This window comes from Nocardioides sp. P4_G4 (assembly GCF_056401085.1).
On the sequence record NZ_JBFUKA010000109.1, the window covers coordinates 1 to 11,709 of the forward strand.

Sequence of the window (11,709 nt, forward strand, 5' to 3'; positions counted from 1 at the left end):
CTCCTGCTCCTGCGCGGCCCGCTCGGCACCGCGCCGTCGTACGCCGTCCCGGAGGCCGCCCCCGGGACGGCGGCTGCGCCGGTCCCGTCCCCGATCGAGCGTGCCCTCGAGCGCCAGGTGGACCGGCGCGAGCACRCACTCACCGCGATGTTCGCCGTCGCCGAGCAGCACGCCCACGTCGAGCAGGTGCGGTCCGACCGGCTCCGCGCGCTGGGCTACACCGGCGACCTCCCGGCGCTGGAGACGATCCTGCCCCTCGGCGGATACCACCTGACCGCGGGCTTCGGCGCGGCCGGTGGGCTCTGGGAGGCGGACCACACGGGGCTCGACTTCGGGGCCCCGTCGGGCACCGACCTCGTCGCCCTCGCGGACGCCACGGTCAGCGAGGTGGCGTACGCCGGACCCTACGGGCTGCGCACCGTCCTCAGGCTCGAGGACGGCACGGACGTCTGGTACTGCCACCAGATGATGTCCCTCGTGTCGCCCGGCCAGGTTGTCGAGATCGGCGAGCTCATCGGGCTCGTCGGGACCACCGGCAACACCACCGGGCCGCACCTCCACCTCGAGGTGCACCCCGCTGGCGGCGCCGCCGTCGACCCGGACGCCTGGCTGGTGGCGGCCGGGATGAATCCCTGAGGCGTCAGCGCTTCCGCTCCCACCCGATGGCTCAGCGCTTCCGCTTCTCGCGCGGGCGCTGCTGGATGACGATCGGCGTGCCGACGAAGCCGAACTGCTCGCGCAGTCGGCGCTCGACGAACCGCTCGTACGACGCGTCCAGCTTGCCGCTGGTGAACAGGATGAAGGTGGGCGGCGATGTCGACGGCTGGGTCGCGAAGAGGATCTTGGGCTGCTTGCCGCTGCGCACGGGGTGCGGGTGCTCCCCCACGAGTCGCCCGAGGAAGGTGTTGAGCGCGCCGGTGGGCACCCGCGTCTCCCAGCCCTCGAGCGCCTTGTCCAGCGCCGGGACGAGCCGGTCGACGTGCCAGCCGGTGCGCGCGGTGATGTTGATGCGCGGTGCCCACTGCACCTGCACGAGGTCGCGCTCGATCTCGCGCTCGAGGTAGTAGCGACGCTCGTCGTCGACGAGATCCCACTTGTTGAACGCGATGATCATGGCGCGACCGGCGTCGCGGATCGTCTGGATGATCCGCATGTCCTGCTCGGAGACGGTGAGACCGGCGTCGAGGACCAGCACGGCGACCTCGGCCCGGTCGATGGCCGTCGAGGTGCGCAGCGAGGCGTAGTACTCGTGGCCGGACGCCTCCTTGACCCGCTTGCGGATGCCGGCGGTGTCGATGAAGCGCCAGGTGCGGTCGCCCAGCTCCACCAGCTCGTCGACGGGGTCGACCGTGGTGCCGGCGACGTTGTCGACGACGACGCGGTCCTCACCGGCGAGCTGGTTCAGCAGGGACGACTTGCCGACGTTGGGCTTGCCGACGATGGCGATGCGACGGGGGCCGCCCACCTCGCCGAAGGACTGCTCGGGCGTCTCCGGGAGCGCCTCCAGGATGGCGTCGAGCATGTCGCCCGACCCGCGACCGTGCAGGGCCGACACCGGGAAGGGCTCACCCAGGCCGAGGTTCCACAGACCGAAGGCCTCCGCCTCGGTGCGCTGGTCGTCGGTCTTGTTGGCGGCCAGCACGACCGGCTTGCCGCTCTTGCGCAGGATCTTCACCACGGCCTCGTCGGCATCGGTGATGCCGACGGTCGCGTCGACGACGAAGAGCACGGCGTCGGCCAGCGACACCGCCACCTCCGCCTGCGCCTTGATGCGCTCGGCCAGACCGCGGGCGTCGGGGTCCCAGCCGCCGGTGTCGACCACCGTGAACGCGCGACCGCTCCAGTGCGCGTCGTAGGAGACGCGGTCACGGGTGACGCCCGGGCGGTCCTCCACGACGGCCTCGCGGCGACCGATGATCCGGTTGACCAGCGTCGACTTGCCGACGTTGGGGCGCCCGACCACCGCGAGCACCGGTGTGGGTCCGGTCACCTGGTCCTCGGGGACGCTGGCGTCGTCGTACTCGGTCATGACACTCCTCGGTGCTGCTGGTCTTGGTGGTGCGCGACGAGCCCGGTGTCGGGGTCGTCCTCGATGTCTCCGGCCGGCAGGGGGCCGGGGAGGGCTCGCCCGGTGAGGGTGAGCGCGCGTGACGGCTCGTCACGCAGGTGCTGCCTCCACAACGCGGAGATGGCAGAGGTGTGTTCCCGGGTGGGGGGCCACGGTGTCTGTGTGGTCCGCCACGCCTGATGCAGGATGGCCCGGCGAGGATGGTCCTGGCCGGGTCGGGGCAGGGCGGTCACGCGTCCGCCTCGACCGCCTCCACCAGCGCCACAACCTGGGAGACGACCTCGTCCAGCGTGTACGGCGTGGTGTCGATGTGGACGGCCCCGTCGGCCATCACCAGCGGCGCGGTGGCGCGACCCGAGTCGATCCGGTCCCGGGCCAGGAGGGACTCCTGCGTGGCAGTGACGTCGCCGCCGGCCTCCGCCGCGCGCCGGACCGCACGGGCACCCGGGTCGGCGGACAGGTAGACCTTGACCTCCGCGTCCGGAGCCACGACCGAACCGATGTCGCGGCCCTCCACGACGATGCCACCGGCGGCCCGGCTGCCGGCGATGATGTCGCGCTGCAGGTCCAGGAGCAGGGCCCGCACCTCGGGGACGGCGCTCACGGGGCTGACGGCGGCGTTGACCTCGTCGGAGCGGATGCCCACCGCCACGTCGGCGTCGTCGACCGCAATGGTCGGGCCCAGGGGGTCGGTGCCGGAGCGGATGACCGGCTCGTGCACGCGGGCCGCGACGGCGGCCGGGTCGTGCACGTCGACTCCGTGGCGCAGCATCCACCAGGTGACGGCCCGGAACATCGCACCGGTGTCGAGGTAGGCCAGGCCCAGTCGGGCGGCCACACCTCGGGAGGTGCTGGACTTGCCGGAGCCGGACGGGCCGTCGATGGCAACGACGAGCGGACTCACAGGCAGGGAACTCACGAGCGGAGACTACCGGTGAGTGGTCCACCCGCGAGATTCCAGAGCACCCAGGAGGTGCTCGGCGTCGTCCTCCAGGACGAGCAGCTCGGTGAGTCCGACCGGACGACCCGGATCGTGGTCGATGTGGACGTCCTCGACGTTGACCCCGATCTCGCCGGCGTCGCCGAAGAGCCGGGCCAGCTCGCCCGGGTGGTCGGGCACCGAGACGAAGACCGACCGCATGGGCCGCGAGGGCCCGCCGTGCTTGCCGGGGATGGCCCGGGTGCCGGCCACACCGGCGCCGAGGATCGCCTCCAGCGACTCGCGGTCGCTGTCGCGGACGGCAGCGATGAGCACGTCGAGCTGCTCGCGCACCTCGCCGAGCAGCGCCGTGACCGCGCCGGAGTTGGCGCCCAGGATCTGCTGCCACAGCACCGGGTCGCTGGCGGCCACCCGGGTGACGTCCCGGACTCCCTGCCCGGACAGGGCCAGGTGCTCGGGGGGAGCGCCCGTCAGACGGCCGGCCACGAGGACGGCCGCCAGGTGGGGCAGGTGGGACGTGCGCGCCACGGCCCGGTCGTGCTCCTCGGGGGCCAGGCGTGCCTCCACTCCCCCGCACAGCCGCACCAGCGCGGCGACCAAGGCCACCGCGCCGGCGTCGGCGGTCGCGTGCGGGGTCACGGCCCAGGGCCGGCCGTCGAAGAGCGCGGCGCTGGCCGCGAGCGGACCCGAGCGCTCGCTGCCCGCCATCGGGTGCGACCCGACGTACCGTGCCAGCACTGCGGCGTCGACCCGCGACGCCACGTCCGCCAGCGGGGCGGCCTTGACCGACCCGACGTCGGTGACGACGGCGTCCCCGGCGGTGAGGGCCGCGACGATCGCGTCGGCGAGGTGGTCGGGCGGCACGGCCACCACGACGAGCTGCGGCCGGTCCTCGGGACGACGTGCCCGACCTGCACCCAGCCCGGTGGCGGTGCGGACGTTCTCGGGGGCCACGTCGGTGAGCAGCACCTCGATCCCCGCCCGGCTGCAGGCCAGGGCGATCGAGGTGCCGAGCAGGCCGGCGCCGACGACCTCGACCGGTCCGGTCAGCTCACTGCTCATCGGGGACGTCGCGGGTCTTGGTCAGGTCGCGGCGCAGGTGGGCGGCACCGTGCAGGTACACGTGCGTGACCTCGCTGCGGGTCAGGTCGGTCTCCACGTGCGCCATCATCCGCACCACCCGCGGCATGGACCCGGCGATCTCGAGCTCGCGGGCACAGATCAGGGGCACCTCGCCGAAGCCGAGCCGTCGGGCGGCGTACGCCGGGAACTCGCTGACCAGGTCGCTGGTGGCGGTGAAGATCACCGAGATGAAGTCGTCGACCTCGAGGTCGTTGGACGACATCACGTCGAGCACCATCTCGGCCACCCGGTCGAGCATGTGCTCGCGGGTGTCCTCGTCGAGCTGCGTCGCCCCTCGCACGGCACGCACGGCCATGTCCTCGCCCTTCCTCGTCGGTCAACCCGGCAAGGCTAACGAGGACGACGTCGGCCCCCGCAGCGTGTCTCACCGGTCCGGGGGCCGAACGCCACGATCAGCGCAGGTCGAAGCGGTCCAGCTCCATGACCTTGACCCATGCGGACACGAAGTCGTGGACGAACTTCTCCTGGGCGGCCTCACTCGCGTAGACCTCCGCCAGCGCCCGCAGCTGCGAGTTGGAGCCGAAGATCAGGTCCACCGCGGAGGCGGTCCACCTGACCTCGTCGGTGGCCAGGTCGCGGATCTCGAAGACGTTCTCCTCCGACTCCGACGCGCGCCAGCGGGTGCCGGGCGAGAGCAGGTTGGCGAAGAAGTCGGTGGTGAGCACGCCGGGCCGGTCGGTGAGGACGCCGTGCGTCGTCCCACCCACGTTGGCGCCCAGCGAGCGCAGGCCGCCGACGAGGACCGTCATCTGCGGGGCCGTGAGGCCGAGCATGTAGGCCCGGTCCACGAGCAGGACCTCGGGCTGCGTCTTCTCGCCGGGGCGCAGGTAGTTGCGGAAGCCGTCGGCGCGCGGCTCGAGCACCCGGAAGGAGTCGACGTCGGTCTGCTCCTGCGTCGCGTCGGTGCGACCCGCGTGGAAGGGCACGGTCACCTCGACGCCCGCGTCGCGGGCCGCCTTCTCGACCGCGGCCGATCCGGCCAGGACGATCAGGTCAGCCAGCGACACCTGCGCGCCGCCGGTCGCGTTGAAGTCGCGCCGGACGCCTTCGAGGGTCTCGAGGACGGTCGCGAGCTGCTGGGGCTGGTTGACCTCCCAGCCGCGCTGGGGCTCGAGGCGGAGGCGGGCGCCGTTGGCGCCGCCGCGCTTGTCGGTGGAGCGGAAGGTCGCCGCCGAGGCCCACGCCGTCGAGACCAGCTGGGCGGTGGTCAGCCCGGAGTCCAGCACGGCGGTCTTGAGCGTGGCGACGTCCGCGTCGGAGACGAGCTCGTGGTCCACGGCCGGGACCGGGTCCTGCCACAGCTGGGGCTCGGCGACCCACGGGCCCAGGAAGCGGCTGACCGGTCCCATGTCGCGGTGCAGCAGCTTGTACCAGGCCTTGGCGAAGGCGAGCCGGAACTCCTCGGGGTTGTCCAGGAAGCGCCGCGAGATCTTCTCGTACGCCGGGTCGACGCGCAGGGCGAGGTCGCTGGTGAGCATGGTGGGCTTGCGCTTCGGCGAGTCCGGCGTGGGGCCGGGGATGATGTCCTCGGCGTCCTTGGCCACCCACTGCTTGGCGCCGGCGGGGCTCTCGGAGAGCTCCCACTCATAGCCGAAGAGGATCTCGAAGTAGCGGTTGCTCCACTGGGTGGGCTTGTCGGTCCAGGTGACCTCGAGGCCACTGGTGATGGTGTCGGCGCCCTTGCCGGAGCCGAAGGAGCTCGTCCAGCCCAGGCCCTGCTCCTCCAGGGGAGCGCCCTCCGGCTCGGGGCCGACGAGGTCGGCGTCCCCGGCGCCGTGGGTCTTGCCGAAGGTGTGGCCGCCCGCGATCAGGGCCACCGTCTCCTCGTCGTCCATCGCCATCCGGGCGAAGGTCTCGCGGATGTCCCGTGCGGAGGCCATCGGGTCCGGGTTGCCGTTGGGGCCCTCGGGGTTGACGTAGATGAGTCCCATCTGGACCGCGCCGAGGGACTCCGAGAGCTCGCGCTCACCGCTGTAGCGCTCGTCGCCGAGCCAGGTGTCCTCGGGACCCCAGAAGATCTCCTCGGGCTCCCAGACGTCCTCGCGTCCGAAGCCGAAGCCGAAGGTCTCGAAGCCCATCGACTCCAGGGCCACGTTGCCGGTCAGGACCAGCAGGTCGGCCCACGAGATCGACTGTCCGTACTTCTGCTTGACCGGCCACAGCAGACGACGGGCCTTGTCGAGGTTGGCGTTGTCGGGCCAGCTGTTGAGCGGTGCGAAGCGCTGGCCGCCGTCCCCGGCGCCGCCGCGGCCGTCGTAGATGCGGTAGGTGCCGGCGGAGTGCCAGCTCATCCGGATCATCAGGCCGCCGTAGTGACCGAAGTCGGCCGGCCACCAGTCCTGCGAGGTGGTGAGCACCTCGGTGATGTCCCGCTTGAGGGCCTCGACGTCGAGGTTCGCGACCTCGCGGTCGTAGCGGAAGTCCTCACCCAGGGGGTTGCCCTTCGAGGAGTGCGCGTGCAGCACCGACAGGTCGAGGGAGTTGGGCCACCAGTCCTTGAGCGTGTGGGGGCGTCCCCCCGTCTTCGGCGTCGGGGAGTCGATCGCGGGGTTCTCGCTCTCGCTGCCCTGCGCGGTCACCGAGTCGTGGGCGACCGGGCAGCCGGCAGCCGCCTTCTCGTCGACCCCCTGCGGGCTCGTGGGTGCGCTGTCCTGGTTGTCGCTCATCTGGTTCCTTCCGGAGGGCTGGTCACTGGTCACTGGTTCAGGTGCGGGAGGTCGCGCAGGCGGGGCAGGTGCCCCAGTAGACGACCTCCGCCTCGTCGACCTCGAAGCCGTGGTCGTGCGAGGCGGTGAGGCAGGGGGCGTCGCCGACGGCGCAGTCGATGTCGGCGATGGCACCGCAGGTGCGGCACACGACGTGGTGGTGGTTGTCCCCGACCCTCGCCTCGTAGCGGGCCAGCGAGCCGGCGGGCTGGATGCGCCGCAGGAGGCCGGCATCGGTCAGGGCCCGCAGCACGTCGTACACCGCTTGGTGCGAGACGTCCGGCAGGGATCTGCGGGCCTCACGGATGATCGTCTCCGTGCCGGCGTGCGGGTGCGAGTGGACCACGCCGAGGACCGCGAGGCGGGGCCTGGTGACTCTCAGGTCGGCACCCTTGAGCGCTGCGCGAAGGTCCGGCGCGGGTGCCTCGCGGAGGTCCGGTACGACGTCCATGCCTGCAGTCTTGCCATCAATCTTGATCGAGTCAAGATTGACGCGCGGGCGGCTACAGGTCGGCGCTGTCCATCAGCACGCCCAGCTCCGTGAGGCTCAGTTCGCGCATCTCCCCCAGCTGCAGGGTGCCCAGGTCGATCGGCCCGATCGAGGTGCGGGTCAACCTGGTCACCGGGTGCCCGACGTGCTCGAGCAGGCGGCGCACGATCCGGTTGCGTCCCTCGTGGATGACGAGCTCGACGATGGTGCGATCACGGGAGGTGCGGCCGTGGCTGCCCTCCACGACGCGGGCGCGCGAGACCGCCACGGGCCCGTCGTCGAGCGTGACGCCGGCGAGCAGCTGCTTGATGATCCCGCGATGGAGCTGGCCCTCGACCTCCGCGACGTACGTCTTCTCGATCTCGTACGACGGGTGCGCGAGGCGCTGGGCGAAGTCACCGTCGTTGGTGAGGATCAGCAGGCCCGAGGTGTCGGTGTCGAGGCGACCCACGTGGAAGAGGCGCTCCGGACGGTCGGCCACGAGGTCGCCGATGGAGCGTCGACCCTCGGGATCGGACATCGTCGAGACCACGCCTCGCGGCTTGTTGAGCACCAGGTAGACGTGCGGAGAGATCGGGGGCAGCCGGCGTCCCTCGACCCGGATCACGGCGGTGCGCGGGTCCACCTTGGTCCCGAGCCGCGTGACRACCTCGCCGTCGACCTCGACCGCGCCCTCGAGCATCAGCTCCTCGCACTTGCGCCGGCTGGCGACACCGGACTGGGCGAGCAGCTTCTGCAGCCGGATCAGCCCGTCCTCATCGGTGTCGGGCCGCTGCGATGCGGGGTGGGTGTCCTTCTCGTCGTGCGGCTTCATGCGGGTTCGGTGCCCCCGTCGGGCTCGGTGCCGTCACCGCTGTGCGGCGAGTGCGGGTGGTGAGTGTGGTCGGGTGCCGGCTGGGGAGCGGGCTCGGGCTCGGGAGCGGGCTGGGGAGTGGTGCCGGCGACGCTGGCCAGCTCGTCCTCGAGGTCGTCCATGTCGGGCAGGTAGGGCGCGAGCTCGGGCAGCTCGTCGATCGAGGTGATGCCGATCCGCTCGAGGAAGTAGGTGGTCGTGCGATAGAGGTTGGCGCCCGTCTCGCCGTCCTGGCCGGCCTCCTCCACGAGCCCGCGGGTGAGCAGGGTGCGCATCACGCCGTCGACGTTGACGCCGCGGATCGCCGAGACCCGGGCCCGCGACACCGGCTGCTTGTAGGCGACCACCGAGAGGGTCTCCAGCGCAGCCTGGGTCAGACGGGCCTGCTGGCCCTCGAGCACGAAGCCCTCCACCACGGCGGCGTACTCCTCGCGGGTGTAGTAGCGCCAGCCACCGGCCACGTTGCGCAGCTCGAAGCCCCGGCCCTGCTCGGTGTACGCCGCGGCGAGCTCGTCGAGGGCCGCCTCGACGTCGGCGACCGGGTGTCCCACCACCGAGGCGAGCTGCACCTTGTCGAGCGGCTGGTCGGCCACCATCAGGATCGCCTCGAGGGACGGGTGCAGCGCCGCCACGGCGACGTCGAGCGTCTCCGGCGACGGGTCGGTGTCGGTCACGGCGTCTCCTGCGGGTCGTTCTCGTCGGTGCCTGGTGTGTCGTTGCCTGGTGTGTCGGTGCCCTCGTCCTCGGCACCGTCGAACTCGTCGGTGATCTCCACCTCGCCGTCCTCGCCGCCCGTCCACCGGACGGTCAGCTCGCCGAGCGGGGTCACCTGGTCGAAGCCCACGACCCCCTCACGGAACAGCTCGAGCAGCGAGAGGAAGCGGGCCACGGTGGTGAGCTTGTCGGGTGAGTCCCCGCACAGCGCCCGGAAGGTCATCGTGCCACTGCGCCGGAGCCGGTCGACCACCAGCGCCGCCTGCTCGCGGACGCTCACCCGGGCGGCGTGGATGTGCTGGAGGGACACCTCGAGGACGGGCTTGGGCTCCATCGTCCTGGCGGCGAGCCGGGCGAAGGCGTCCAGCCCGATCCCGATGAGCACCTCGGGCAGGAGCGTCGCGAAGCGGTCCTCGAGCCCCACCTCGCGGGGGTGGCGCGTCGACTCGGCGGCGAGGCGCTCCTCGAGCACCCCGGCCACCAGCTTGAACGCGCGGTACTGCATGAGCCGGGCGAAGAGCAGGTCGCGTGCCTCGAGCAGCGCGAGGTCCTCCTCGTCCTCGACGTCTCCCTGGGGCAGCAGCCGGGCCGTCTTGAGGTCGAGCAGGGTGGCCGCGACGAGCAGGAAGGACGTGGTCTGCTCGAGGTCCCAGACCTTGCCCCCGGCCTTGACGAAGCCGATGAACTCGTCGGTGACCTTGGAGAGGGCTACCTCGGTGATGTCGAGCTTGTGCTTGGCGATCAGCGACAGCAGGAGGTCGAAGGGGCCCTCGAAGTTGTCGAGCCGGACCGCGAACGCAGGCGCCGCCTCGCCACCGGTCACCTCGGGGGTCGCGGCGGTCGTGCTCACTCCTCGGTCAGCCGTCGCACGAGCGCGCTGTCGGCGCCCTGGGCCTCGAAGTCGGCCAGCACGAGGGCCAGCGCCTCACGCACCACGCGGCCCCGGTCGACGGCGAGCCCGTGGGCACGACGAAGCGCCAGCCGGGTGTGCTCGATGTCGAGCAACTCGTCGGAGGTGACGTAGACGGTCATCTTCTCGTCGTGACGCACACGACCGCTGGGCCGTCGCGGCGAGGAGTCCGGCTCGGGCTGGTCGCTCACGGCACGGACGGCGCGCTGCGGCTCGCCGCCGTCGCCCTCCGGAGAGGTGGGACGGAAGAGGTCGTCGGCCGCCGGCAGGCTCACTCGGCGGGCCACCGGCCGAGCACCTCCTTGGCGAGCTGGCGGTAGGAGTCGGCACCGGCCGACGACGAGGCGTACGACGTGATCGGCTCGCCGGCGACCGTCGAGTCCGAGAACTTCACCGTGCGTCGGATGACCGTGTGGAAGACCGTGTCGCCCCACGCCTGCACCAGGCGGTCCATGACCTCGCGGCTGTGCAGGGTGCGGCCGTCGAACATGGTGCCGAGGACGCCGTCGACCTCGAGGCGTGGGTTGAGCCGCTCGCGCACCTTGTCGATGGTCTGCTTGAGCAGGGCCACGCCGCGCAGGGCGAAGTACTCGCACTCGAGCGGGACGATGACCCCGTCGGAGGCGGTGAGGGCGTTGACCGTCAGCAGGCCCAGCGAGGGCTGGCAGTCGATGAGGATGACGTCGTACTGCTCGAGCGCCGGGGCGATGACCCGCTGGAGGGTCTGCTCGCGGGCGACCTCGTGGACCAGCTGGACCTCCGCGGCCGAGAGGTCGATGTTGGAGGGCAGCAGGTCCATGCCCGGCACGCCGGAGGGGACCACGACGTCGTCGAGCGTCACGTCGCGCTGCATGAGCAGGTTGTAGATCGTCAGGTCCATCTCGTGCGGGTTGAGGCCCAGGCCCACCGACAGGGACCCCTGTGGGTCGAAGTCGACCAGCAGCACCTTGCGGCCGTACTCCGCGAGCGACGCACCGAGGTTGATGGTCGTCGTGGTCTTGCCGACGCCACCCTTCTGGTTGCACATCGCGACCACGCGGGCCCGGGTCGGTCCACTGACCGGCCGCGGCTCGGGGAACGACGGCATCGGCCGCCCGGTGGGCCCCAGCGGCACCACGCTCTCGGGTCCGGCGCCGGTGACGGTCGCGGGACGTGCCTCGGGGCTCGGGAAGGGAAGGGGGTCGCTCACGGGATGACTGTCCTCGGGGGAAGGTGCTGGAACGGGAGCTCGCACTAGTGGGGGCATCTCCGACGCACTGCTGCCGGACCGGCCCGGGAGACCTGCGAAACCGCCACCACTCATGGACATCTCCTCTTGTCGACTCGTACCGATTGGACCACGCGGGACCTTGCTGGACTTTGTCGACACGGCGACATCTTCCCGAGAGTTCCGGGCGACTCTAGGCCCGCCCGTGGACAGCCACAACACGTGGCCGACAACCCCCAGCCCGCAGCTCGGATCTGTGCACTCGGCCCCGGTCCCGTGCACAGGCGCGGCTCACCTGTGCACAAACCTGTGCACACCCGGAGTTGCAAAGGTACTACCTTTCAGGCACCATGCTGCCGACCCTGTGACCCCCCTCACAACGGAGCATCCGATGGAAAATCTCGAACCGGCGTACAGCACCGCCGTCCTCCTCCTCATCGCCGCGGCGGCCGTCGCGCTGCTGCTGTTCCTCGTGATGAAGGTGCGGTTGCACGCGTTCATCGCGCTGGTCCTGGTGAGCCTGCTGACCGCCATCGCGGCCGGCATCCCCCTGGCCCTGGTGCCGACGGCGATGCTCACCGGCTTCGGCACGACGCTGGGATCGGTGGCCCTGCTCGTGGGCTTCGGCGTCATGCTGGGGCGCCTCCTCGAGGTGACCGGCGGGGCCCAGGTGCTCGCC

At 71.6% G+C, this 11,709-nt stretch carries 13 protein-coding genes; 2 read left to right on the forward strand and 11 right to left on the reverse strand.

The genetic code is table 11. The features are described from left to right. Positions 1 to 636, forward strand: a 636-nt coding sequence (locus AC1DQF_RS19330) for a M23 family metallopeptidase (protein ID WP_477526857.1), incomplete at its 5' end; no start/stop codon positions are given. Between the two features lie 31 nt (positions 637 to 667). Here the strand turns inward: AC1DQF_RS19330 and der are convergent. The 11 genes from der to AC1DQF_RS19385 form a co-directional block, all read right to left on the reverse strand. Further along, complete coding sequence (der, locus tag AC1DQF_RS19335; protein WP_477526858.1) at positions 668 to 2,029, reverse strand: ribosome biogenesis GTPase Der; 1,362 nt, start codon at positions 2,027 to 2,029, stop codon at positions 668 to 670. A 268-nt stretch (positions 2,030 to 2,297) separates the two neighbouring features. Beyond that, a complete protein-coding gene (gene cmk / locus AC1DQF_RS19340) occupies positions 2,298 to 2,987 on the reverse strand; it encodes a (d)CMP kinase (protein WP_477526859.1) in 690 nt (229 codons plus the stop codon). A gap of 9 nt (positions 2,988 to 2,996) precedes the next feature. Beyond that, positions 2,997 to 4,070, reverse strand: coding sequence for a prephenate dehydrogenase (locus AC1DQF_RS19345; protein ID WP_477526860.1), 1,074 nt, complete (start codon positions 4,068 to 4,070; stop codon positions 2,997 to 2,999). After that, the gene (gene aroH, locus AC1DQF_RS19350) at positions 4,060 to 4,446 is read right to left on the reverse strand and encodes a chorismate mutase (RefSeq protein WP_477526861.1); all 387 of its coding nucleotides are present in this window, start codon (positions 4,444 to 4,446) and stop codon (positions 4,060 to 4,062) included. Before aroH ends, AC1DQF_RS19345 begins: the two co-directional genes overlap by 11 nt. A gap of 97 nt (positions 4,447 to 4,543) precedes the next feature. Beyond that, the gene (gene katG, locus AC1DQF_RS19355; protein WP_477526862.1) at positions 4,544 to 6,817 is read right to left on the reverse strand and encodes a catalase/peroxidase HPI; all 2,274 of its coding nucleotides are present in this window, start codon (positions 6,815 to 6,817) and stop codon (positions 4,544 to 4,546) included. Positions 6,818 to 6,854: 37 nt separating this feature from the next. Next, positions 6,855 to 7,307, reverse strand: coding sequence for a Fur family transcriptional regulator (locus AC1DQF_RS19360; RefSeq protein ID WP_477526863.1), 453 nt, complete (start codon positions 7,305 to 7,307; stop codon positions 6,855 to 6,857). Positions 7,308 to 7,359: 52 nt separating this feature from the next. Continuing rightward, positions 7,360 to 8,160 (reverse strand): pseudouridine synthase, encoded by an 801-nt coding sequence (locus tag AC1DQF_RS19365; protein WP_477526864.1) that lies wholly within the window; start codon positions 8,158 to 8,160, stop codon positions 7,360 to 7,362. Next, the gene (gene scpB / locus AC1DQF_RS19370) at positions 8,157 to 8,795 is read right to left on the reverse strand and encodes an SMC-Scp complex subunit ScpB (protein ID WP_477526868.1); all 639 of its coding nucleotides are present in this window, start codon (positions 8,793 to 8,795) and stop codon (positions 8,157 to 8,159) included. Before scpB ends, AC1DQF_RS19365 begins: the two co-directional genes overlap by 4 nt. Positions 8,796 to 8,869: 74 nt before the next feature. Next, on the reverse strand, positions 8,870 to 9,763 hold the full coding sequence (locus AC1DQF_RS19375; RefSeq protein WP_477526865.1) for a segregation and condensation protein A: 894 nt from the start codon (positions 9,761 to 9,763) through the stop codon (positions 8,870 to 8,872). Continuing rightward, the gene (locus AC1DQF_RS19380) at positions 9,760 to 10,110 is read right to left on the reverse strand and encodes a hypothetical protein (protein WP_477526866.1); all 351 of its coding nucleotides are present in this window, start codon (positions 10,108 to 10,110) and stop codon (positions 9,760 to 9,762) included. Before AC1DQF_RS19380 ends, AC1DQF_RS19375 begins: the two co-directional genes overlap by 4 nt. Then, positions 10,095 to 11,069: a ParA family protein gene (locus AC1DQF_RS19385; RefSeq protein ID WP_477526869.1), complete on the reverse strand. Its 975-nt coding sequence runs from the start codon at positions 11,067 to 11,069 to the stop codon at positions 10,095 to 10,097. Before AC1DQF_RS19385 ends, AC1DQF_RS19380 begins: the two co-directional genes overlap by 16 nt. Before the next feature lie 352 nt (positions 11,070 to 11,421). Here AC1DQF_RS19385 and AC1DQF_RS19390 point away from each other — a divergent pair. Beyond that, positions 11,422 to 11,709, forward strand: a 288-nt coding sequence (locus AC1DQF_RS19390) for a GntT/GntP/DsdX family permease (RefSeq protein WP_477526867.1), incomplete at its 3' end; no start/stop codon positions are given.